21 protein-coding genes are annotated in these 24,970 nt (G+C 39.8%); 17 read left to right on the forward strand and 4 right to left on the reverse strand.

Annotated elements, in window-relative coordinates; translation table 11 throughout:
• Positions 1 to 104 precede the first annotated feature (104 nt).
• On the forward strand, positions 105 to 566 hold the full coding sequence (gene tnpA, locus KTV93_RS10625) for an IS200/IS605 family transposase (protein WP_218248941.1): 462 nt from the start codon (positions 105 to 107) through the stop codon (positions 564 to 566).
• Positions 567 to 590: 24 nt separating this feature from the next.
• Here tnpA and KTV93_RS10630 read toward each other — a convergent pair whose 3' ends face one another.
• Entirely contained in the window at positions 591 to 1,946 is a 1,356-nt protein-coding gene (locus KTV93_RS10630; RefSeq protein WP_218248943.1) for a PQQ-dependent sugar dehydrogenase, read from the reverse strand.
• Positions 1,947 to 2,161: 215 nt separating this feature from the next.
• Between KTV93_RS10630 and secD the strand changes: the two genes are divergently transcribed.
• The 10 genes from secD to KTV93_RS10680 all read left to right on the forward strand — a co-directional run bounded on the left by secD (position 2,162) and on the right by KTV93_RS10680 (position 14,799).
• Positions 2,162 to 5,077 (forward strand): protein translocase subunit SecD, encoded by a 2,916-nt coding sequence (gene secD, locus KTV93_RS10635; protein WP_218248944.1) that lies wholly within the window; start codon positions 2,162 to 2,164, stop codon positions 5,075 to 5,077.
• Between the two features lie 98 nt (positions 5,078 to 5,175).
• A complete protein-coding gene (locus KTV93_RS10640) occupies positions 5,176 to 6,399 on the forward strand; it encodes a TCR/Tet family MFS transporter (protein ID WP_218248945.1) in 1,224 nt (407 codons plus the stop codon).
• A gap of 66 nt (positions 6,400 to 6,465) precedes the next feature.
• Complete coding sequence (locus KTV93_RS10645) at positions 6,466 to 6,792, forward strand: Sec-independent protein translocase subunit TatA/TatB (protein ID WP_218248946.1); 327 nt, start codon at positions 6,466 to 6,468, stop codon at positions 6,790 to 6,792.
• Position 6,793: 1 nt separating this feature from the next.
• Positions 6,794 to 7,363 carry a phosphatase PAP2 family protein gene (locus tag KTV93_RS10650; protein WP_218248947.1) on the forward strand — a complete coding sequence of 190 codons (570 nt, stop codon included), beginning with the start codon at positions 6,794 to 6,796 and terminating at the stop codon, positions 7,361 to 7,363.
• A 117-nt stretch (positions 7,364 to 7,480) separates the two neighbouring features.
• Positions 7,481 to 10,315 (forward strand): DNA polymerase I, encoded by a 2,835-nt coding sequence (gene polA, locus KTV93_RS10655; protein ID WP_218248948.1) that lies wholly within the window; start codon positions 7,481 to 7,483, stop codon positions 10,313 to 10,315.
• 37 nt (positions 10,316 to 10,352) lie between these two features.
• Complete coding sequence (locus KTV93_RS10660; protein ID WP_218248949.1) at positions 10,353 to 10,622, forward strand: YciI family protein; 270 nt, start codon at positions 10,353 to 10,355, stop codon at positions 10,620 to 10,622.
• A 3-nt stretch (positions 10,623 to 10,625) separates the two neighbouring features.
• A complete protein-coding gene (locus KTV93_RS10665) occupies positions 10,626 to 11,516 on the forward strand; it encodes a glycosyltransferase family 2 protein (protein ID WP_218248950.1) in 891 nt (296 codons plus the stop codon).
• A gap of 93 nt (positions 11,517 to 11,609) precedes the next feature.
• On the forward strand, positions 11,610 to 12,086 hold the full coding sequence (locus KTV93_RS10670; protein WP_218248951.1) for a transposase: 477 nt from the start codon (positions 11,610 to 11,612) through the stop codon (positions 12,084 to 12,086).
• A complete protein-coding gene (locus KTV93_RS10675; RefSeq protein WP_218248952.1) occupies positions 12,079 to 13,740 on the forward strand; it encodes an amidohydrolase in 1,662 nt (553 codons plus the stop codon). The genes KTV93_RS10670 and KTV93_RS10675 overlap by 8 nt, the downstream gene beginning before the upstream one ends.
• A gap of 3 nt (positions 13,741 to 13,743) precedes the next feature.
• A complete protein-coding gene (locus KTV93_RS10680) occupies positions 13,744 to 14,799 on the forward strand; it encodes a hypothetical protein (RefSeq protein ID WP_218248953.1) in 1,056 nt (351 codons plus the stop codon).
• Here the strand turns inward: KTV93_RS10680 and KTV93_RS10685 are convergent.
• Positions 14,796 to 16,274, reverse strand: coding sequence for a lipopolysaccharide biosynthesis protein (locus tag KTV93_RS10685; protein ID WP_218248954.1), 1,479 nt, complete (start codon positions 16,272 to 16,274; stop codon positions 14,796 to 14,798). The two genes, KTV93_RS10680 and KTV93_RS10685, sit on opposite strands and share 4 nt — an antisense overlap.
• Positions 16,271 to 17,083, reverse strand: a complete 813-nt coding sequence (locus KTV93_RS10690) for an FkbM family methyltransferase (RefSeq protein WP_218248955.1) — start codon at positions 17,081 to 17,083, stop codon at positions 16,271 to 16,273. Before KTV93_RS10690 ends, KTV93_RS10685 begins: the two co-directional genes overlap by 4 nt.
• Before the next feature lie 127 nt (positions 17,084 to 17,210).
• Here KTV93_RS10690 and KTV93_RS10695 point away from each other — a divergent pair, with 127 nt between their 5' ends.
• The gene (locus KTV93_RS10695; RefSeq protein WP_218248957.1) at positions 17,211 to 18,836 is read left to right on the forward strand and encodes an alpha-amylase family glycosyl hydrolase; all 1,626 of its coding nucleotides are present in this window, start codon (positions 17,211 to 17,213) and stop codon (positions 18,834 to 18,836) included.
• A 2-nt stretch (positions 18,837 to 18,838) separates the two neighbouring features.
• Positions 18,839 to 19,363: a TlpA family protein disulfide reductase gene (locus KTV93_RS10700; protein WP_218248958.1), complete on the forward strand. Its 525-nt coding sequence runs from the start codon at positions 18,839 to 18,841 to the stop codon at positions 19,361 to 19,363.
• Between the two features lie 5 nt (positions 19,364 to 19,368).
• Here KTV93_RS10700 and KTV93_RS10705 read toward each other — a convergent pair whose 3' ends face one another.
• Complete coding sequence (locus KTV93_RS10705) at positions 19,369 to 20,034, reverse strand: DUF2461 domain-containing protein (RefSeq protein WP_218248959.1); 666 nt, start codon at positions 20,032 to 20,034, stop codon at positions 19,369 to 19,371.
• 143 nt (positions 20,035 to 20,177) lie between these two features.
• Here KTV93_RS10705 and KTV93_RS10710 point away from each other — a divergent pair, with 143 nt between their 5' ends.
• From KTV93_RS10710 to KTV93_RS10725, 4 genes are all read left to right on the forward strand, one after another.
• Positions 20,178 to 21,905 carry a DEAD/DEAH box helicase gene (locus KTV93_RS10710; RefSeq protein ID WP_218248960.1) on the forward strand — a complete coding sequence of 576 codons (1,728 nt, stop codon included), beginning with the start codon at positions 20,178 to 20,180 and terminating at the stop codon, positions 21,903 to 21,905.
• Between the two features lie 169 nt (positions 21,906 to 22,074).
• Positions 22,075 to 22,713, forward strand: coding sequence for a DUF47 domain-containing protein (locus KTV93_RS10715; protein ID WP_218248961.1), 639 nt, complete (start codon positions 22,075 to 22,077; stop codon positions 22,711 to 22,713).
• Positions 22,714 to 22,741: 28 nt separating this feature from the next.
• Positions 22,742 to 23,887 (forward strand): inorganic phosphate transporter, encoded by a 1,146-nt coding sequence (locus KTV93_RS10720; RefSeq protein WP_218248962.1) that lies wholly within the window; start codon positions 22,742 to 22,744, stop codon positions 23,885 to 23,887.
• Between the two features lie 107 nt (positions 23,888 to 23,994).
• On the forward strand, positions 23,995 to 24,966 hold the full coding sequence (locus tag KTV93_RS10725; protein WP_218248964.1) for a polyprenyl synthetase family protein: 972 nt from the start codon (positions 23,995 to 23,997) through the stop codon (positions 24,964 to 24,966).
• The last annotated feature ends 4 nt before the right edge of the window (positions 24,967 to 24,970 follow it).

Here is a 24,970-nt window from a genome sequence, read left to right on the forward strand (position 1 = left end):
TTTAGGAAGTTCCGTAGGAACGGACGGTATCAAGGTAGGAATTCATTCCTATCAACTTTAGAACAAGGCGAGAATTATAATCATCACCTCAAAATAGATCTGAAATGCCCAACACCTACACGCAGCTTTACGTTCAGGCCGTGTTTGCGGTAAAATACAGAAATGCTTTGATTAAAAAGTCATTTCAGAAAGAGCTTTTTGCCGTCATCGGAAATCTGATCAACGAAACCGGTTGCGCTACCATCATTGTAAACGGGGTAGAAGATCATGTGCATTGTCTCTTCCGGTTAAAAACCACTGTTTCGTTATCGGAAGTAATGAAAAGTGTAAAGGCCAAATCATCGAAATGGATTAACGAAAGTGGATTTCTGGACGAAAGATTCGAATGGCAGCGGGGTTTTGGCGGTTTCAGTTATCACCCTTCTATGGTAAAGAAGGTTTATCATTATATCGAGCATCAGGAAGAACATCACAAAAGTGAAATTTTCAAGACGGAATACCAAAAAACGCTGGCAGAGTTTAATGTGGAATATGATGAAAATTATTGGTTTGAAGATTTGATTTAAATTTGAAATCCGCTGACTGACTGATTATTTAATGATTACTTTTTGGGAGTAAATTCTCAGTCCTTCCGACGAAACCGTTACAAAATATACGCCCGGTTTTAGAGGTGAAATATCAATGCTTTGATCATCATTCACTTTCCTTTCCAGAACTTTTCTGCCTTCAGCATTGTTGAATTCCGCTGTATTGTTTTTGGTTTTAAGACCATTTATAAAAATCTTTCCAGACGCTGGATTCGGATAGATTTTAAAACTGTTTAAGGTGTTGTCATCTAATGCCAGCGTGGTAGTTGACATCCGGAAGATCTTACCGTTGTTTACAGCTGCCACATACAGTTCTTTAGACGAATCCTCACCAAAGGTGGCGAAATTATTCCCGGAAAAAGCAGCACTCCAGACAATGGAACCGTCCGTATTCATTATTCCGATTTGGGTAGAGCAGTAGTCTGCGAAAATATATTTACCGTATAACGCCGGATAAAGGCTGCCGCGGTAAACGTAGCCGCCGGTAATCGAACATTTACCGCCACTGTGGTTATAAGTGGCAACAGGAAAAGTCATGGTATTCTGGGGAGCACAACCTGTGGTGTTATATGCAGTATTTCCTTCGTAGCATCGCCATCCGTAATTGATTCCGCCTTGTGTAATGGGCATTCTGTTGATTTCTTCAATCTGATTCTGTCCTACATCGGCAATCATAACGTTTCCTGCAGTAAGATCGAAGGAAAATTTCCAGGCATTCCTGAGACCGTAAGACCAGATTTCGTCAGCGCCATCAATTCCGACAAATGGATTATCGGGCGGAATGTTGTAAGGAGCAGTGGAATTCACATCGATTCTGAGCATTTTCCCCAGCAGTGAATTTTTGTTTTGTCCGTTGTTATTGGGATCTCCGCCACTTCCGCCGTCTCCGGTTGTAATCCAAAGCATTCCGTCGGGCGCGAAATGAATACTTCCGCCATTGTGATTGGTAAACGGTTTGGGAATGCTGATGAGGATTTTCTCTGAAGACGCGTCGGCCACGTTAGGATCGGAACTTACCGAATATCTCGCTACGGTGATATTGCCGGAAGTATTGTTATAAAAAACGTAAAAATAACCGTTGGTGGAATACTGAGGATGAAATGCCAGACCCAGAAGTCCGCGTTCGCCTCCGAAAGTTATTTTCGTGCTGATATTAAGAAAATTGACTGGAAGTATAGCTCCGCCTGGCTGAATGATCTTAATATAACCATCCTGTTGAACTGCGAAAATGCGCGAGTCGTTGGCATTCTTAATCTCTACAGGATTGCTTAATCCTGAAGCAAATTCCTGGAGTACGATATTCTGTGCGTAAAATACCGAAGAGGAAAATGTGGCTGCAATGAATAATAATTTTTTCATACTGTTGTGGTTTTTAAGGTGTTGTGAATTTACGATTTATTTTACAGATTTAATTTTTATTTGAAAAAACCACAATATAACCGTGGCTTTATCAATGTTTTGTTAGATTTTATTCCTAAAAAATTCAAACTAAATTCTTTTGTTAAAAAATTCTTAATTCTATTGGAAATCATTATATTTGCCGACTATAATTTTAATGTTGTAAACTATTAACAATGCAAGGAAAAGGACTTATTACGCTGGTTGCGGTGATTCTGGGACTTATTTGTCTTAATGAATTGTTACCAACCTGGTATGCAGGCAAAATTGAAAAACAAGCCACTGAACTCGCCGGAGACAACCCGGAAAAGTATCAGAAAGAAATGGCAAGACTTTCTAAAGACACCCTGAATCTCGGTTTTACCGAACTTTATTATTCCAAAGCGAAAGAAAAGGAAATGAAGTTAGGTTTGGATTTGAAAGGAGGGATTAACGTACTTTTAGAAATCAACCAGAGAGATTTGGTGAATAATTTAACCAATTATTCAACAAACCCAATTCTGATCGAGGCGCTTGACCGTACAGATCAAATGCAGAAAAACTCTACCAATCCTTATATCAAGGACTTCTTTACGCAGTTCGATCTGGTGAACAAGGAAAAGGGAGCCAACCTGAAACTTGCAGACGCTGAAATCTTCGGGAATACCAATCTTTCTGAGATTAAATTCAATACTCCCGATGATCAGGTTAAAAAAATTATAGAGAACAGAATTGAACTTTCTACCGGTACTGCTTACGAAGTAATCCGTACCCGTATCGATAAAATGGGGGTTACGCAGCCGAATGTGCAGCGTGTACCAAGAACAGGAAGAATTTCTGTGGAAATGCCTGGTGTTAAAGATATCGACCGTGTGAAGAAAATGCTTCAGACTTCTGCGAAACTTCAGTTTTGGGAAGTTCAGCAACTTCAGGAAGTTTATCCTTATCTGGAGCAGCTTAACGCAGTAATCGCAACCAAAGGCGATTCTATGGGAGTTGCCAAAAACACCAATCTGGTAAACCTTTTACAGCTGAACACTTTAAGATCTAATGGTGTTGCGAATGTAAAACTTTCAGATACTGCTGCTGTAAATAAAATCGTCAACAGTAAAATTGCTAAAGATTTAAGACCACAGAATATCAAATACACCCAGTTTATGTGGGGTTACAAGCCGGAAGCTGGTGACGAGAACAATTTGGTCCTTTATGCGGTACGCGGAAACATAAACCAAAAAGCTCCTGTAGACGGGGCCGTGGAATCTGCAAGAGTGAATTATGATGACCTCGGCAGAATCGTGGTAGATATGCAGATGGACAGCAAAGGTTCTAAAGACTGGAAAACCCTGACAGGTAAAAACGTAAATAAACCTGTTGCAGTAACTCTGGATAACGTAGTTTATACCGCGCCGAATGTTGTGAACGAAATCCCTAACGGTAGAACACAGATCTCCGGAAGTTTCTCTCAGGAGGAAGCTCAGGATCTGGTAAATGTTCTTGGAGCCGGTAAACTTCCTGCAGGTGCAAAAATTGTACAGGCAGAAGTAGTAGGACCCTCTTTGGGAGCAGAATCGGTAGATGCGGGAATGTATTCCTTCATTATCGCATTCGTGATCATCATTCTGTATATGCTTTTCTATTATGGCGGTGCAGGTATTTACGCAGTAATTGCAATTACTTTCAACTTATTCTATCTGATGGGCATCATGGATTCAGTAGATGCTACGCTTACTCTTCCGGGTATCGCAGGTATCGTACTCTCTATGGCCATGTCGATTGATGCGAATGTAATCGTATATGAACGTACAAAAGAAGAACTTTTCGCCGGCAAAAATATCCGTGAGGCTTATAACGAAGGTTTCAACTTCTCACTTTCGGCGATTATTGATGGTAACATTACCTCGCTTCTTACAGCTGTAGTGCTTTATATTTTCGGTACAGGCCCGATTCAGGGATTTGCGGTAACTTTAGGAATCGGTATTATCCTATCCATGTTTACCTGTGTACTTTTAACAAGGGTGCTTATTTTCAGCAGACTAGAAAAAGGCAAAAATCTTTCTGTATGGACTAAATTCAGTAAGAATATCTTCAGAAATACCTGGTATGATTTTATTGGAAAAAGAAAATATGCTTATATTTTCTCTGGTATTGTAACGGTAATCTGTCTTGCTTCTATCTTTACCCAAGGCTTCAAGTATGGCGTTGATTTTAAAGGCGGAAGAAGCTATGTAGTGCGTTTCGATAAACCTGTGATTGCCAATGAGGCAGCCAACAGCCTTGAGAAACAGTTTATCAACAAAGAAGGCCAGGCGAATGCTGTAGATGTAAAAACCTATGGAAGCGATAGCCAGCTGAAAATTACGACAGATTACAGAATTGAAGAAGAAAGTCTGGAAGCAGACCAGGATGTGGAAAGCAAATTATTTGCGGGATTGAAACCCTATCTTCCGGCCGATGCAAAGATTTCAGGATTTAAAGATTCGGGAACCAACAATTACGGGATTGTAAGTTCAGTAAAAGTAGGTCCTACTGTTGCTGATGATATTAAATCCGGAGGTGTAATAGCATTGATCATCGCACTTGCAGGAATCTTCCTTTATATCCTATTCCGTTTCAAGAGATGGCAGTTTTCTACCGGTGCAATTGCATCTCTTGTGCATGACTCAATTGTTATTCTGGGCGCATACTCACTATTAAAGAACGTAATGCCTTTCAATATGGAGATCAATCAGGATTTCATCGCGGCGATTCTTACGGTATTGGGTTACTCGATTAACGATACGGTAATTATTTTCGACAGAATCCGTGAGTATTTAAGCGAGAAAAAAGCTTTAACTCTTGAAGGATTATTTAATGATTCCATTTCGAGTACACTGGGAAGAACCTTTAATACCGCATTCATGACCTTCCTTGTTATTCTGGCAATCTTCGTCTTTGGTGGAGAAAACCTGAGAGGATTTATGTTTGCCCTCTTGATCGGAGTAGGTTTCGGTACCTATTCAACGTGGTTTATCGCTTCGGCAGTATCTTATGACTTGCTTAAGAAGAAAGGAGTTGAAGGATCAGCCAAAGGTTTGGTATCCAATAAAGTGGAAAAACCTAAGAACAGAGATTAACAGTATTTTTAAAAAATGAAGTGCCCTTTGAAAAAAGGGCACTTTTTTTGGCTCAGTTTTAAAAGTTGTTTTTACAACTACTATCTTTGCACTCTCTTATGAAAAAAAATCAGAAGTCCGCAGCCATTGGATTCATCTTTATTACCTTACTCATCGATATTACCGGGTGGGGAATTGTAATACCTGTAGTACCAAAGCTGATCCAGGAACTTATTCATAATCCGGATCTCAGTGTTGCTTCCCAATATGGCGGCTGGCTGAGTTTTGCCTATGCCGGGATGCAGTTTATTTTTGCTTCTGTCTTAGGAGGTTTAAGTGACAAATACGGAAGACGGCCGATTATCCTTTTTTCCTTATTGGGATTTTCGCTTAATTTCATGATTCAGGCATTGGCGCCAACAATTTTCTGGCTGTTTGTCGGGAGACTGTTTTCCGGAATTACCGGAGCAAGTATTACGACTGCAAGTGCTTATATCGCTGATATTTCCACCGATGAAGACCGTGCAAAGAATTTTGGAATGATTGGCGCTGCTTTTGGCTTGGGCTTTATTATTGGTCCCGTGATTGGTGGGGTTTTGGGGCAATTCGGAGCGAGGATTCCGTTTTATGCCGCTTCAGTCCTGTGTCTTGTCAATTTCCTTTACGGCTGGTTTATTCTCCCCGAAAGTCTTGATAAAGAGCACCGGCGACCTTTCAACTGGCGGCGGGCAAATCCCGTGGGATCGTTAATGCAACTCAGGAAATATCCTAAAATACTCGGGCTTATAGCCGCGTTGGTTTTTGTGTACATTGCAGGTCACGCCGTACAGACCAACTGGACTTTTTTTACGATGTATAAATTCAACTGGACTGAAACTTTAGTCGGCATATCTCTTGGTGTTTCCGGATTTATGGCAGCCTTGGTTCAGGGTTATCTCATCAGGTTTATTCAGCCTAAAATCGGGAACGAAAAAAGCATTTTCTACGGGCTTTCTCTTTATGCCATTGGAATGATTCTCTTTGCCTTCGCCAGCGAAAGCTGGATGATGTTTGCATTTCTGATTCCCTACGGTTTAGGCGGGATTGCCGGTCCTGCACTGCAGTCGGTAATTTCTGCTGAAGTTCCTAAAAGTGAGCAGGGGGAATTGCAGGGCGCACTGGCGAGTCTGGTGAGTCTTACTGCGATTATCGGTCCGCCGCTTATGACCAATATTTTTTATTATTTCACCCATGATTCTGCGCCATTTATTTTTCCGGGAGCACCATTTTTTCTTGGATTTTTATTAATGGCAATCAGTGCGGTGATTGTATATTTTGTTTTTCGCGAGAAAAGAGTCCGTTAGGATAAGTCTTTTTGATTAAATATTTAAAATGAAAATCAGTTTCATAAACTTTCGTAATTTTACGCCATGGAATTAAGTATAGGAGAAATGCTTTTGATTGCTGTGGCAATCGTTGTTTTATTCGGTCCTGATAAATTGCCGCAGATTGCTCGGGATTTAGGGCAGGGTGTACGCAAGATGCGAGGCGCGATGGAGGATGTGAAATCTGAAATCCTGAAAGAAACCGATAATCCTGTATCCGAAATAAAAAGAGAAATCGACAAAGTAAAGCAGGCTGCCAAAGATTATAATCCTTTAAGCGATATTGAAAATAAAGAAGCGTTGGCAAAACGGGATATACCAAAAGTTAATCTCGCGGATAATGATGAACACGAAGGACCGGTAAGCCGCTGATATGTACGAACTCATCCAGGAAGACAGACAGGCATTTCTCTATCTCAATAATTTGGGGAGTCAACCTTTTGATCAGTTTTGGATCATGGTGTCCGCAACTTGGATCTGGGTACCGCTATATGTAATCTTTCTTTATTTACTTTACAAAGAATATAAACTAAGAAATTTAGTTTTTATATTGATTTTTATCGCGCTGGGCGTTACCGTGTCCGATCAGCTCGCCGGGATTTTCAAAACCGGAATCGCCAGATTCAGACCCTGTCACGATCCGTCTCTTGAAGGTTTGGTGAGAGAGGTGAAATGCGGCGGACAGTTCGGTTTTTATTCCAGTCATGCATCCAATACCTTTTTTATTGCCACACTCATGAGCATCTTACTGCGTAAAACCCGCAGGATTCTACCTTATTTACTTTTCTTTTGGGCAGCAATGGTTTCTTACAGCCGTATTTATTTGGGCGTACATTTTCCGATGGATCTTGTAATGGGCGCATTAATGGGCTTTTTCCTGGGCGGATTTTTTGCGACACTTTCATTAAAGGTCATTTATAAAAGGGAAAGATCTAAAATCTAACCTTTATAACCTTTATTCCAACACTTTGCTTATCACTCTTTTGACGCTCGCTTCGCTCGCGCCTAAACTTCAGTCTTTCATCTTCACGCTTACCATCAAAAATATTATCTTTGCTTTATGTCACACAACAACGATAAAAGACTTTTCCTCATCGATGCTTATGCGATGATTTTCCGTGGGTATTATGCATTAATACGCAGTCCGCGGATGACAAGTGACGGAAAAGATACCTCTGCAATATTCGGATTTACCAATTCTTTAATCGAGCTTATCCGCCGGGAAAGACCGACGCATTTGGCGGTAGTTTTCGATGTCGGTCAGGCGAGTGTCCGTACTGTAGATTTCGCTGAATATAAGGCGAACAGAAGCGAAACTCCGGAAGCCATAAAAATTGCCATTCCTTATATTCACAGGATCCTGGAAGCGATGCATGTTCCGATTTTGGGGGTTGAAGGTTACGAGGCTGATGACGTCATAGGAACAATTGCCTGTAAAGCAGAAAAAGAAGGGTATACCACCTTTATGGTGACACCGGATAAGGATTTTGCGCAGTTGGTAACCGATAAAATTAAAATCTACAAACCCGGTCTAAAAGGTGCGGAGTTTGAAATTTTGGGCGTTGAGGAAGTAAAGGCAAAATACGAAATTGAAGATCCCAAACAGGTGATTGATTACCTTGCAATGATGGGTGATTCCGTGGATAATATTCCCGGCCTGGACGGTGTTGGAGAGAAGACAGCCAAGAAATTTCTGAAAGAATACGGAAGTATTGAAAACCTGCTCGCCAATACCCATGAAATTAAAGGCAAACTACGCGAGAAAGTGGAAGCCAGTGCTGAACGCGGAATTTTATCTAAAAAATTAGCGACGATTATCTGTGATTCACCCATTGAGTTCCATCAGGAACAGTATGACCTTGAAACTCCGGATTTTGAAAAAGTAAGAATTGTTTTTGAGGAAATTGAATTCCGCAGACTCTACGAAAACCTGTACCGTGCTTTTGCACCGGCAATTCCCGCAGCTCCGGGCATAATTTCCGATGAAAAGGCGGAACCAGCTGTCCCGTTAGGGAATCTGGGAGCCGCGGCCAGACAGCTAGACCTGTTTGCGAGTTATGAAGATCTGGATCAGGCTACCACGACCAAGTCGAATATCGTAGAGAACGATCATCTTTACCAGTATATCGATTCTCCCAAAGCGCAGAAAATATTGGTTCAGAATCTACTCACACAGCAGGCTGTCAGTTTTGATACAGAAACGACCACACTGAACGAAATGGATGCCGAATTGATTGGGATGAGTTTCTCCTATAAAAAAGGGTTGGCGTACTATATTCCGCTTTCCGAAAATAGGGAAGAAGTTTTGTCAACACTTGAAATCTTCCGGCCGTTTTTTGAGAAGAAGGAAATTCTTAAAATTGCCCATAATTTAAAATTCGATTATAAAGTTCTGAAACAGTACGGAATACAAATCGAAGGAGCTGTTTTTGATACCATGATCGCTCATTATCTCCTGAATCCTGACGGAAGACACGGCATGGATTATTTGGCGGAAATGTACCTGCATTACAAACCTGTTTCCATCGAAACTTTAGTAGGGAAAGGAAAAAATCAGGGAACCCTGCGTTCAGTTTCTTTGGAAGAGCAGACCAATTATGTCGCCGAAGATGCTGATATTACCCTGCAGCTCTATCATATTTTCGGGCCGCAGCTTGAAAAAGAAAATCTTCAGGATTTATTCTATAAAGTAGAAATGCCGCTGATGAAAGTTCTTGCAAAAATGGAACTTGAAGGTGTGTCGCTTGATAGAAACTGGCTCGAACAGGAAAGTAAAGACCTGGAAAATGATCTGAGGGAACTCGAAAAAAATATTTTTGAACTGTCCGGCGAAGAATTTAATATGAATTCCCCGAAACAGCTTGGTGAAGTTTTATTTGAAAAAATGCAGCTTGATCCCAAAGCCAAGAAAACCAAAACCGGACAATATTCCACCTCCGAAGATGTTTTGCAGAAACTTTCAGGTAAGCACGAAATCATCAAACATATTCTCGAACACAGGACGTATCAGAAACTTAAATCCACTTATGTGGACGCACTGCCTTTACAGATCGATAAAGACGATCACCGCGTTCATACCAATTTTTCACAGACGACAGCAGCAACAGGACGTCTTGCTTCTGTGAATCCGAATCTTCAGAATATCCCGATCCGTACCTTGCGCGGACAGCAGATTCGGGGTGCTTTTGTAGCGGGAGAAGGAAAGAAGATCATTTCTGCCGATTATTCACAGATCGAACTTAGGCTTATTGCCGAAATTTCCAATGAGGAAAATATGATTCTGGCATTCCAGAACGGTGAGGATATTCACGCTTCCACGGCTTCAAAACTTTTTAATGTTCCATTGGAGGAAGTGACCAAAACGCAGCGAAGTCAGGCGAAAACAGTGAATTTTGGAATTATTTACGGACAGGGCGCTTTTGCTCTGGCGGAACAGACCGGCCTTTCGCGAACCGAGGCAAAACATATGATCGAGGCTTATTTCGAAACCTATCCGCAGCTTAAAAAGTATATGGCTGAACAGGTAAAGAAAGCCCAGGATTTAGGTTACGTGGAAACAATTCTGCACCGTAAGCGTCATTTGAAAGACATCAATTCTGCCAATTTTGTAGTCAAAGCACACGCGGAAAGAAACGCCGTAAACGCACCGATCCAGGGAAGCGCCGCCGATGTGATAAAACTCGCCATGATCAGGATTGACGAAAAACTTACAGAACAGAATTTACAAACCAAAATGCTGCTTCAGGTGCATGATGAACTTCTGTTTGAAGCTCCTGCTGAAGAAGTGGAAACAGCAAAAAGTTTAATCAAAACCGAAATGGAGTCCGCATTTGAAACCAAAGTTCCTTTGCTGGTGGAAGTGGGTGTTGGTGATAACTGGCTGGAAGCACATTAAATCTATCGTAAACCATTCACACAGAAAATATTAAGTTATGAAAACAGTCATTTTTTACGAGAACAATCCTGAGGCAACGATGGAGCAGTTTATGGAGGTTTATCCTAAACATCAGGAAAACGAGGAAAGGTGCTTAAAAACCGGAAAAGTAATTGGGATCGGTCCGTTTTCCATTCCCGGAGAAGGCGCAATGGGAATTTTCGCCGACCTCGAGTCTGCAGAAGACTTTGTGAAAAACGATCCTTTTGTTCAGGAAGGTTTGGTTTCGAAAGTCACGTACAGACAATGGCAGGATGAACTTCTTTAAGCGATGAGGTTTCTGATCGTCATTCCTACCCACAATGAGCAAAAAAACATTCTTTTCTGCCTGGAATCTCTGAAAAACCAAACCTTCAGAGATTATGAGATCGTGGTCGTCAATGACGGCTCAACGGACAAAACGCAGGACATGGTTTCAGCGTTTATTTCGGATCCAATGATCAGCGATAAATTTTCAATAATAAATTTGGAAAAATCCGAACATGAACCCGGCGCAAAAGTCGTCAGAACCTTTAATAAAGGTTTGGAAACGGCAGATTTATCCAGGTTTGACATCCTCTGTAAGTTTGACGCAGATATAATTTTTCCTGAAAATTATCTCAAGAAACTTAATGCGCTTTATGAGGAAAATCCAAAGGCAGGAATGGTTTCAGGAATTGTGAAGATCAAAAAATCGGTTTTCGAAAAGAATTTAGCTTTCGACTTTAAAGACGAAAAAAATCACTGGATTTTTGAAAATATTTCCTCTAAAAATCACGTCCGCGGACCAATAAAGTCTTACCGGAAGCAATGTTTTGAGGACATGAACGGTTTGCGGCCGGTTCTCGGCTGGGACAATATTGACGTAATGCTCGCAAAAAAACACGGTTGGGAAGTTATTACCATTAAAGATTTGTGGGTAAAACATCTGAGACCGACCGCATACAAATACAAAAATCAAAAGGCTGAAAAACTGGGAGAATATTTCTACAACATTGGTTTGAGTTTGCCTTTAACTGTGATTTCTTCCGCAAAATCTGCTTTAAAAAATAAATCCGTTTCTGAATTTTTCCTCACCCTGAAATCGTTTTTAAAACAAAACGGCAAAAGGAAAATATCCGATGAGGAAATTAAATTTGTCCGGAATCTGAGGTGGGGTCAGTTGTTTAATAAAAGAAAGTAACATGATTAATCAGTATACATGTAGGGACAGGTCGTGACCTGTCTGTCTAAATATTTTAAAATATTATTTCAATATAATCAAAAAACAGCTGAAATGGAAGGCCGCAAAAGAAATAGAAAGCAAGGTTTCGATTATACGCAGGACGCAATTTATTTTATCACTATTTGCACGAAAGACAGGCTTCTCCATTTTGGAAAAATTGTACAAGGTAAAATGATTGAAAGTGCGGCCGGAAGTATTGTAGCAGACCAAATTCGATGGCTCGAACAGCAATATCCTTACTTTGAATTACATAATTTTGTGGTGATGCCAAATCATGTTCACCTTTTATTTCGAATTGACCGAGAAAAAATAAAAAATGAAAGGATCAAAATCAAGTCGGTTTCTTCTTTAATTGGCGCATTAAAAACCACGACTTCGAAACAGATTCATCTTTTGGGAAATACATCTTTTATGTGGCAGCGTTCGTTTCACGATCATATTGTGAGGACTGACGAGAGATATCGAAGAATTGATCAATATATAACTAATAATCCCGAAAAGTGGAATAAAGATAAATTTTATGAATAGAAATAAATTTTTTAATCTGTGGCTTTTGGACAAGTTACGACTTGTCCCTACGTTGCTTTTGTTTTTTTCTACGGCGACGTTTGCTCAAAAAAGCGCTGATCTGATCATTACAAACGCAAAAATTTATACCGTTAACCAAAAATTCGAGATTGCAGAATCGATGGCGGTTTCCAATGGAAAAATCGTTGCGGTGGGAAAGAGCAGGGATATTTTAAAGAAATTTAAATCCAAAAATATTCAGAACCTTGAGGGTAAAACTGTTTATCCGGGATTCATCGATGCGCACTGCCATTTCACAGGTTACGCCACGGACAAATGGAAGTGTGAACTGTGGGGAACAAAATCCTGGGAAGAAATCATTCAAAGAATGACGGAGTATTCCAAAACGGCTCCGATGGAGTGGCTCTACGGAAGAAGTTGGGACCAGAATGACTGGCCAGTAAAAGAATTTCCGAATAAAGTAAAGCTGGATGAACTTTTCCCGAACCGTCCTGTGTATTTAAAAAGAGTTGACGGTCACGCAGCCGTTGCCAATCAAAAAGCGCTGGATATCGCAGGCATAACGGTGAATACTAAAATCGCCGGCGGTGAAATTGAGGTCGAAAACGGAAAACTTACCGGAATTTTGATTGATAACGCGATGACGCTCGTGGAAAAATATATTCCAGAAATCAGCGATGAAATGGCGATACAGTATTTCACCGAATTGCAGAAAGAATGTTTTTCTTACGGATTAACATCGCTTCACGACTGCGGAATTTCAACCCATACCTTTTCACTCCTGGAAGAAATGCAGAAGCAGGACAAACTTCAGATGAAGATTTTTGCCTTGCTTTCAGATGAACCTTCAACCTATGAAGAATGGATCAAGAAAGGAAGATTCACGAAAGGAAATATCACTTTTGGCGGATATAAAGTTTATTCTGACGGAGCTTTAGGAAGCCGCGGCGCGTGTCTGCTTCACGATTATTCAGATAAAAAAGACTGGAAAGGTTTTCTTCTGAGTGATAAGCAACATTTTGAAAATTTAGCCAAAAGACTTAAAAACAGCGATCTTCAGATGTGCACGCACGCCATCGGAGATTCTGCGAACCGGACAATTCTCAAAATTTACGGTGATGTTTTAGGTATAAAAAATGACAGAAGATGGCGGATTGAACATGCCCAGATTGTTGACAAAAACGATTTTAATCTGTTCGGAAAATATTCGATAATTCCTTCTGTTCAGCCTACACATGCGACTTCGGATATGTACTGGGCGGAAGAAAGATTGGGAAAAGAGCGGCTTAAATATTCTTACGCTTATGAAGATTTATTGAAACAGAACGGCTGGCTTCCTCTGGGAACGGATTTTCCGGTCGAAGAAATCAATCCGATCAAGACTTTTTATGCGGCGGTTGCGAGAAAAGACGCCAAACATTTTCCGGCCAACGGTTTTCAGAAAGAAAATGCGTTGACAAGAGAACAGGCATTGCGCGGAATGACAATCTGGGCGGCCAAAGCAGCTTTTCAGGAAAAGGAATTCGGAAGTCTGGAAGTAGGGAAATCTGCGGATTTTGTGGTGCTGAATCAGGATTTAATGACAGCAGAAGAAAATTCAATTTTAAACACAAAAGTTTTGGAGACATTTTCAAATGGAAACAAAGTATTTTAAATTTTGAAGAAAATCGCCTACATTGAACTGGATACGCACGCAGAAATTGCGCGAAACTTTATGGATCTGATGCAGGATTCCAGTGAATTTTCTGTGGATTATTACTTCAGTGAAAAGATTTCAAAACAAATCAGCCGCAAAAATTCCAACATATTTTTGAGTGACCGTTCTAAAATTATCAGCCAACTGAAAGAAAAAAAATATGATTTGATGATCATTGGAACCGCACACCGATATTTCGATGTGTTTTTAAAAATTACTGAATATTTTAATACCGCTGTAATCGTACATAATCTTAATTTCGCTAAGATCTGCAGGTTTCAACTGTTTAAAAATATTTTCAAAAAGGATTTTAAATACCGTTTAAAACTCCTGCTGAAAGAAGGTTTATTTTCTGCTCCAAAGGTTTTCGGAAAAGCCCGCAATCTTTTGGTTTTGGATGAAAGTTTAATGAAAGAAAATCCGGATTTAAGCCTCAAATTCCTGCCGGTTTTTTATTTGCATGAGTACGAAAAACCGCGGAAATCAATTATTACGATCGTGATTCCTGGCGCGGTTTCTCAGCAAAGACGGGATTATCTTCACATTTTTGAACGGATAAGAACCTTTATTAGAAACACCCATTTTCAGTTTGTGTTTTTAGGTAAAGCTGCGGGACAGGAACTGTTGTGGTTAAAGGATTTTGAGAGTAAAAAACCGCAGAATATTTCCCTACAATATTTCACCAAGAAAGTGCCACAGCCCATTTTCGATGAGTGGATGCGTAAAGCGGATATTTTGTGGTGTCCGCTTCAGAAAGAAACCGAATTTTTCAGCCAGAAAGAATTCTACGGAATCACCAAAATGAGCGGAAATGTGGGCGACGCCATTAAATACGGAAAACTCGCGATATTCCCAGAGAACTATCCCAATTCACATCCGTTCATCATTCCCGAAAATAAAAATGTTGAGGAGGAAATTTATACTTATCACAAATGGATGGGATATGATTTTGAACAAAATTTCGCTAAAGAAAAAGTGCTGAAATATTTAGAAGAAAAACTCACTGAACTTCTCTAAAATTTAAAGAGGCTTTTCAGGAAATTACGGTTGATATATTCGCCGAGCGGAAAAATTTTCAGGAAATAATTTCCCACAAAAAACATCAGAAGAACAATTCCAGGTTTATAGAATAAATTCACAAAACTGCTCTTGAATTCCGGTAAAATTACCGCTACAGTAATTCCTAAAGTTCCGATGATTAGAGCGTAAATCATTTCGATTGTGAGCGGAAATACCCCAAATTTAATGTAGTTGAAAACGATCTTTGCGATATTGAATAGTGTTAAAGATATTGCAGTTGCAATGGCCACTCCAAAAAGTTCAAGGTTTGTATTTTTAAGGAAATACAGGTTTAGTGTCACCGTCGTTACCGCTAAAAACAGCATCACTACAATATTGAAACGGTAATATTTCGAAAGAGAAATTATATGACCGTTGAATCCTGTAGCCAGATCAAAAAGCATCGCAAATCCCAGTACCCAGATAACCGGTTCCGATTGTCTCAAGAGCTCGCCGTTCTTAATAAAATGAGTTAAATAAGGAAACCCGACCAAAACACAGGACAGCAAAACGAAGCCCAGAAAAAAGAGAACAAGTGATGATTTTTTATGCATCCTGTCGAGCTCCTCGAAATTGTTTTCAGCAAGATGTTTATTGATAATCGGTGCCGAAATACTGTATAAACCCATCGCCGGAACAGTGATAAGAGAAATAATAGAGTAGAGGGTGTTGTAAACTCCGTTCGGTTCGAACCCCAGAAATTCCCCAATCATCACACTGTCGATTCTCACCGCAATGAAATTTCCGATGTTGCCCAGAAACCCATAAAAACTGTAATTCAGAACTTCTTTCCACAGATTGTCTTTTTTGATATAATCTGTAGAAAAATCAGGTTTTAGTTTTTCAAGTCTGTTCGTGTAATAAATATATCCGAAAAGTCCCACAATAAACATAAGAATAAAGAACAGATACGCTGCTTTTTCCGGAAACCCGAGAAAGAAGAACAGACAGAACGCGCCCAGGTTGGCAACTTTGGGCAAAAGGTTTTCGAAGATATTCGGAATGGCGATCCGCTTGAAATTTGATAAATATTTATTAAAAACCGCGCTGAACGCGAGTACAAGAATTAATGGCAAAATCAGGCGTTTCATTTGCCACATCTCGGTTTCCTGAAGCTTCGGAAAGAGCAGATTTACCGCAAAATATCCGGTAAGGAAAATCAGGAAATTCGCCAAAACGCCCAACAGCGAGAGCGACAGGAAATTCTGGTGTTTACCGTCTTGCTTTGTTTGCGTATAGAATTTTACATTCGAAAAAGACAGCCCGAACACGACGATTGGGAGCAGCATTTCTGCGGTAGGAAGTACGTAACGGAGTTTTCCGTAAAACTCCATATCGTGGGGAAAAACGAATATTGCTGAGAACGTTCCGAGTAAAAAACCCAGATATCCAATCAATGAATATTTAAATCCCTGCCGCGCTACAACACTCATATGTCGGTATTTTTTAGCGGTTGCGGAATAAATATTATGTTGTTGATGTACGCTGCTTTGCTGCCTACTCTGTTTCCGGCGGTTCCGGTAATTATATTTTCAGTCAGTTTTTCGAGTTCGAAAGTTGTCCGGTTAAAGAAAAAAGCGCCGTAACCCCAGTTTTCAATTTCATGAATCAAATCCGGAAGGGGTTCGGAATGATGCCGCTGTTCCATTTCCACCATTAAAGTCGGGCGGTATTCTTCGATCACTTTTTTTGCGCCGCGCAGGGTGTTCATTTCATTTCCTTCGACATCAATTTTAATGAAATCGATTTTTTTCAGGTTTTCAAGGCCGGCCCAATCATCAAGTTTAATCACTTTTACCTGCTGAAGAATATGTTTTGATTCTTCATTTTCGCGGTAATCGAGTTTCAAAGTTCCTCTTGAAGTATATGTTTTTCCTTTAATCACCGGGATTTTAAATTCTGCAGTTTCGTTTCTGTCAGAAAGCGCCAGTGGATAAATATGAACCTGCGGAAAAATTCTTTTGAGACGGTTGTAGATTTTTTTGTTGGGTTCGAAGGCGTAGATATTCTGTGGCGAAAGTTTTTGTTCCATCTGATAGATGAAACTTCCTACGTTGGCACCAATATCAATCATTACTGCATCTTTTTTGAGAAAATCTTTAATCCATATCAGTTCCGGCTCAATATTGCGCGCTGAATAGTTCTCCCTTGAAATATTTTTTAAATGTTTAAAATATCTCGCTTTGTAAAAACCCGGGGTAAAGAACTGTAATTTTTCGGTTAATCGTTGATATAAAGACATACGGTTTTTCATTGCAGCTAACAAAGGTAACAAAATATGTTAAATAAATGTTAAAGCGCTTCTTAAACATGAATTTTCTTCCATTAAAAACTGCTTTTCGTTACCTTTAGCCTTCGAATAAAATTATATGAAAAAGATATTTCTACTCGCCGGATTTGCGCTCCTTTCTTCCTGTTCTACGGTTCAGAATTCCAATAACAAAACCTTCACCTGGGAAGGGGCTAATATGTATTTTCTTTTGACCGACCGGTTCAAAAATGGTGATCAAACCAATGATGTCAATTTTGAAAGAACGGAAAAAGCAGCAGTTTTAAGAGGATTTGAAGGAGGCGATCTGCGCGGGATTATTCAGAAGCTTGATGATAATTATTTTTCGGATTTGGGAATCAATGCGATTTGGATGACACCGGTTGTAGAACAGATTCATAACGCAACAGACGAGGGAACCGGTAAAACTTACGGATTTCACGGCTATTGGACGAAAGACTGGACCGCACTGGATCCGAATTTCGGTACAAAACAGGATCTAAAGGAACTTGTAGAAAAAGCCCACGCCAAAGGAATCAGAATTGTTTTGGATGCAGTGATTAATCACACGGGTCCGGTAACGCCAACCGATCCGGTTTACCCGAACTCCTGGGTGCGTACTTCACCACAGTGTACTTACAATACTTACCAAAACACCACGGCTTGTACGTTGGTCGCCAATCTTCCGGATATTATTACTGAATCAAATGCTGAAGCCGAACTGCCGCAAATGTTGGTTGAAAAATGGAAAAAAGAGGGCAGATATGAAGCAGAAATAAAATCTCTTAATGAATTTTTTGCCAGAACAGGTTATCCAAGAGCGCCAAAATATTATATCATGAAATGGCTTGCTGATTATGTAGAGCGATTTGGAATTGATGGCTATCGAGTAGATACAGTGAAGCACACGAATGAAGATGTTTGGAAAGATTTCCAGAAGGTAAGTCAGGAAGCTTTTGATATTTATAAAAGAAACAATCCCTCGAAAGTTCTTGATAATAATCTGTTTTTCACTGTTGGTGAAGTTTACGGCTATGGAATTTCGCAAAAACAGGATTACGATTTCGGTGATAAAAAAGTAAATTATTACCAAAACGGTTTCAAGTCACTCATCAATTTCGATTTTAAAGGCGATGCTAACAAATCTTACGAAGAGCTTTTTTCAGGCTATTCAAAGATTCTTCATTCTGATCTAAATGGTAAGACGGTGATGAATTATCTTACCTCTCACGACGATGGTTCCCCTTTCGATAAAGACAGAAAAAGAACTTACGAATCGGCAACCAAACTTCTTTTAGCTCCCGGAATTTCTCAAGTTTATTACGGCGACGAAACTGCGCGCGATTTAACGATTGAAGGTGCGACAGGAGATGCCACGCTTCGTAGCAACATGAACTGGAACGATCTTCAGAATTTTGCTGAAACGAGAAAACTTCTTCAGCATTATCAGAAGCTAGGAAAATTCCGTGCAAATCATCCGGCGGTTGGAGCGGGAGTTCATCAAATGATTTCGTCATCACCTTATTGGTTTACAAGATCTTATAACAATGACAAAGTTTTAATTGGGTTAGATTTAAATACAGGTATTAAAGAAATTTCCGTATCGGATATTTTTGAAAACGGTACCAAACTCCACGACGCATACTCCGGAAAAACAGTAAAAGTCGAAAATGGAAAAGCAATAATCAATACCGAATTTTCGTTGGTTTTGTTTGAACAGATTTAAATATGAAAAGAATAGCCAGCTTACTAACGATCTTCATTTCCTGCGTGGTTTTTTCGCAAAAAGTTCCCGAAATCAATAAAACTGAATTCTCAAATGAGGCATTAGCACAGAAAATTACCTCCCAAAACGGCAAAAAACTTTCGGTTTCAGAAGTTTTAAAAATGCATGAAGGCAAAATTTTAATCATTGATTTCTGGGCGAGCTGGTGCCGTGACTGTATTCTGGCATTGCCGTCAACGAAGGAACTTAAAGCGAAAAACCCCGAGATCGAGTTTGTTTATTTTTCCCTCGACCGCTCGCACGAACAGTGGAAAAAAGGTCTGGAAAAGTATCAGATTGCAGAAAACGAAAATTATTGGTTTGATGAAGGCTGGAAAAATAATTTCAATAATTACATCGACCTGAACTGGGTTCCGAGGTTTATTATTGTTGACCAGAAAGGCGGAATTGCAAAATATTATGCAATAAGTCCCGCCGATCCCGAAATGCAAAAAACGATTGATCAGCTGAAAAGCAAAAGTCTTTAAAAATTTCAAAGAAAAGGCGCGCTCAGAAAATCGTTGAGCGGTTTAATGCTTTTAAAGATTTTGGCGAAACTTTCTGCTGCATTTTCTTTCATCAGCGCTTCGTTGGAAACAGGATGAACAACAATAAAATTCTTGAGTTTTAAAAATTCCGCCATCGGGTCATCTTTTTCGAAACCGGCAGGAACGCGCTGCAGCTTTTGTTCTACACTTAAACCGCGGAAATTATTCCGGAATTCATCCTGTTCTAAAATACTCAGGAATTCTTTGCTGTTCATGGAGATTTCTCTACGTATTTCCTTTAAGACAGAAGGTTCGGGCTGGTAAACACCGCCTGCTAAAAAAGATTTTCCGGGCTCGATATGAAGATAGTAGCCTGAAATTCTGTTTCCTTTTCCCATTCCTAAACCCGCACCGAAATTGGTTTTGTAAGGTGATTTGTCTTTGGAGAATCTTATGTCTCTGTAAATTCTGAACAATGCTTTTTTAGCATCTGTTTTTAAGATTTCTTCATCGAATTTTCCGATTTCTTCAATCAGTACTTCAACCAAATCTGCCACATTGCTGTTGGCGGATAAGTAACGTTCCTTATTTTCGGTAAACCAATCGCGGTTATTGTTTTTGCTAAGATCTTTCAGGAACATTAAGGTTGAATTTTTGATGGCTGCAGACATATTTTGCGGATTTTAATTTCAAATTTAGCTGAAATAATGAAAACGGAGATACATGATTCCGTGTTTAACAGAAATTTAATAAAACAATGTAATTTTTATCAAATCTAAAAAGTGTATCTTTGCAAAATATTTTAAAATACTTAATGAATTTATTTACGGAAACCAATCTAAGTCCTGAAATTTTGAAGGCAATTGGCGAAATGGGCTTCGAAAGCCCCACAGAAATCCAAAAACAGACCATTCCTTTTATCTCTACAGATATACGCGACATGATCGCACTAGCGCAGACGGGGACGGGCAAAACAGCAGCATTTTCGCTTCCGATTTTGGATATGATTGACGAGGGTAGTCGCAAAATCCAATTTTTGGTGCTTTGTCCGACAAGAGAACTGTGTCTTCAGATTACGAAAGACATTAAAAATTATTCGAAATACATGCCGAGCGTTAAAACCACCGCGGTTTACGGAGGCAGCAGTATTATGGATCAAATCCGGTCACTCCGCGAAAAACCACAGATTATTGTGGGTACGCCAGGTCGTGTGATCGATTTAATTAACAGAAAAGCATTGGATTTTTCAGAAATTCAGTGGTTGGTTTTAGATGAAGCCGACGAAATGCTTTCTATGGGTTTCAAAGATGATTTGGAAACCATTTTAAGAGAAACTCCCGAGACCAAACAAACTTACCTGTTCTCGGCAACGATGAACAAAGAGGTTGAAAGAATTTCTAAGAACTACTTAACTTCACCACACCGTATTTCAGTAGGATCGATTAATGAGGTGAAGAAAAACATCAAGCACGAATTTTATGTAGTAGGTTACCGTCATAAAAAAGAAGCTTTGAAAAGACTTATCGACGCTAACCCTAATCAATACTCGATTCTTTTCTGCCGTACCCGTATGGAAACGCAGGAAGTTGCAGATTTTCTGATGCAGAACGGTTACGCTGCAGATGCGCTTCATGGTGATTTGTCACAGGCTCAGCGTGATACGGTAATGAAAAAATTCCGTCTCAAAAATATCGATATCCTGGTAGCGACTGATGTTGCGGCGAGAGGATTGGATGTAAATTCCTTAACTCACGTAATTCATTATTCATTGCCGGATGATCCTGAAGTTTTTGTACACCGAAGCGGTAGAACAGGAAGAGCAGGAAAAGACGGAATTTCTATGTCTTTAATCAAGCCTGAGGAATCCAGAAAATTAAAGCAGATTAAATCTTCAACAAAAATTGATATCGTTGAAAAGAAAATCCCAACCGGAGAAGCGATTATCAAAGCTCAGGTAGGCGGTGTCTTCGAGAAATTATTTACCGAGCACGAAGAGTTTTTCACTTTCGATGATTCTTTAATTCCTGATTTGTCAGAATTCTCTAAGGAAGAACTGGTTCACAAACTCCTTCAGCTTCAGCTGAGAGATTTAGCCATGTTCTACAAAGACAAAAATGATCTTGCTGACCAGAAATTTAATGCTGATGACAGAGGCGACAGCCGTAGAGACCGCGATAGAGGCAGAGACCGGGATCGTGACCGCGGAAGAGACCGTGACCGCGGCGACAGAAGAGACAGCTTCCGAGACGGTGGACGCGATGGCGGAAGAGACCGCGACCGTAAACCAAGAAAAAACAATGGTGATATGGTGAGATTTTTCTTCAACTTAGGAAAAAAAGACCAGCTGAAGAAAATGGATATGCTTGAAATCATCAACAAATCTACCGCGAAATCCAAGAAGAGACCAGATATCGGAGAAATTGAAATTTTAGAGAAATTCTCATTCTTCGAAGTAGAGAAGTCTTTCAAAGACGAGGTTTTGAAAGGATTACAGACCCAGAAATTTAAAGGTAAAGATATGCGTGCCGAAGTGGCCAACTAATTTTTTACCCGAAAATATATTGTAAGAATCAGTCCCGCTATTATAGTGGGACTGCTTTTTTGTAATTTTGTGGATAGATATTTCTTAATGTTAAGAAAACTTAATATAAAAAGCGTTCAGTTAAAACGGTTTTTCGGAAATTTGCAGCACTAATTTTAAATCAAAAAAAATGGGAATCGGCAATATTTTTAAAGCGTTCCAACCAAAAGACAAAGTGTTTTTTGTACTGTTTGAAAAAGTAGCAGCAACGTTAACTGAAATGTCTAAGGAATTTCACGAAGGGTTGATGGATTTTGACATCAATGATGATACAATGCTTACCAATATGAGCGATTATGAGCACAAGCTCGATGATCTTACCCATGAAATCTTTGTTCAGCTAGGTGAAAACTTTATCACCCCTTTCGACAGGGAAGATATCCAGCATTTGGCAAGCGGACTTGATGATATTGCTGATTTCATGTATGCTTCCGCAAAATATATTTACCTCTATAAAACTCCGCTTGATCCGGCTTATACAGAATTCAGTCTTCTGATTTACAAATCCTGCGTTGAAATCCAGAGCGCAATGGCAAATCTGAAGGATTTCAAAAACGGCAAAGCAGTAAAGGAATCATGTATTAAGATCAACTCTTACGAAAATATTGCAGATGATGTTTTAAGTCAGGCTACCGTAAAACTTTTTGAAACTAACGATGCGATTAACATCATTAAAATCAAATCTGTTTTGGAATATCTGGAAACGGTTACCGATAAAGCGGAAGATGTGGCCAACACGATGGACAGTATCGTAATTAAATATGCTTAATACCGGGCAGTAACCTTAAAAGTTAAGAATGGAATTACCAGTATTATTAATAATCATTATTGTTCTTGCATTAATATTTGATTATATCAACGGTTTTCACGATGCGGCCAACTCCATTGCGACCATTGTTTCCACTAAAGTTTTATCGCCGTTTCAGGCAGTTCTATGGGCTGCATTGTGGAATTTTGCGGCATTCTTTGTAGCGATGTATATCATTGGGGAATTCAAGATCGGGAATACCATTGCAAAAACTGTGAACGAAGACTTTATAAATCTAGAAGTCATTTTCTCCGGTCTGATTGCAGCGATAGCATGGAATCTGTTAACCTGGTGGTTTGGGATTCCGTCTTCATCATCGCACACACTGATTGGTGGATTTCTGGGTGCAGCATTAATGCACGCACTTGTGATGGATTATCATCATGTTGCTTTAGCAAGTCCGGATCTGGGAATTTGGGAACAGCTGAAATTGGCTTTTCAGCAGCTGTTTACGCAAAACGTTGTAAAGTATGAAAAGGTGATACCTATCTTCCTTTTCATCTTCATGGCTCCGTTTATCGGGATGATTGTTTCTATTATCATCACACTGATTATTGTGAACTTAGCAAAGAAAAGCAATCCGCGGAAGGCCGATGCACAGTTTAAGAAATGGCAGTTGGTGTCTTCAGCACTCTTCAGCTTGGGACACGGGCTTAATGATGCTCAAAAAGTCATGGGAATCATCGGTGCGGCGGTAATCTACTATCATGTTACTTTAATCGGCGGAACTGATGAATATGCACTCATGGATTCTGCAGACCGTTTCAAACACTTTACAACCGATTATATTTGGGTCCCATTTGTATCGTTCCTTGCGATTGGTTTAGGTACAATGAGCGGTGGCTGGAAGATTGTAAAAACAATGGGAACCAAGATTACCAAAGTTACGCCTTTAGAAGGAGTAAGTGCAGAATCTGCCGGCGCAATTACGCTTTTCATCACTGATCACTTAGGAATTCCGGTTTCTACAACGCATACCATTACCGGTGCAATCATCGGGGTTGGATTAACAAAAAGAGTTTCCGCAGTACGTTGGGGAATAACCGTAAGCTTATTGTGGGCGTGGGTTTTAACTATTCCGATCTCCGCAATTGTTGCAGGAGTTACCTACTTACTCGTAATTGCGGTGAAATAATCTATACAGAAAATCTCAAAAACCACCTTAATCAGGTGGTTTTTTTATGCTGTATTGTTAAGGCTAAAAGTTTTTAAAATTGTAATTTTGTGCAAACAAGAAAATTTATGCAGTTTTTAGAAGAATATCAGGAAATCGTCTCGAAAGCAATCGACAAATATACATTCAAAGATAAGCCAGAGGAGCTTTATGCGCCCATGAATTACATTATTTCGCACGGAGGCAAAAGACTCCGTCCGATTATGGTGCTTATGGCGAATGATATGTTTGGCGGTGATCTTCAGAAAGCCATAAAACCGGCCCTGGCCATTGAATTTTTTCACAATTTTACGCTGATTCATGATGATATTATGGATGAAGCGCCTTTAAGAAGAAACAAACCTACGATCCATACTTTACACGGAATTAATGCCGGAATTCTTTCCGGAGACGGTCTTTTGCTTAAAGCCTATAAATTCTTCGACGACCTGGAACCGGAACTTTTCAAAGCCTGCATCAGAGTTTTTACCCACACCGGGCTTTTACTGTGTGAAGGCCAGCAGTACGATATTAATTTTGAAACTCAGGAAGATGTGACTTTCAACGATTACATCCGCATGATTACTTATAAAACAGGCGTTTTAAGCGCTTCTTCCTTTGAGATTGGTGCTTTGATCGCAGGCGCAGATTTTAAAGATGCAAAAGCAATTTTCAACTTCGGAAAAAATGTGGGAATCGCATTCCAGATTATGGACGATTATCTTGATGTGTTCGGCAACCAAGAGCAGTTTGGTAAAAAGCATGCCGGCGATATCTATGAAAACAAAAAAACCGTTCTTTATCTTTTAGCAAAAGAACACGGGACAGAGGAGGAAAAGAAAGAATTGGATTACTGGTACGCTAAAAAAACGGATAACGTAGACAAAGTTTACAGTGTGGAGAAAATCTTCCGCCGAACTAAAGTTGATGAGAAAACACTCCATCTGATCCAGAAATACAACGAAATCGCGCAGGGTTACCTTGACCAGATTGATGTTCCGGAGGAGAAAAAGAAACCTTTCATCGAACTTGCAAATTATCTGTTGAGAAGAGAAAGCTAAGGCT

The organism is Kaistella faecalis, assembly GCF_019195395.1.
GTDB classification, from domain to species: Bacteria; Bacteroidota; Bacteroidia; order Flavobacteriales; family Weeksellaceae; genus Kaistella; species Kaistella faecalis.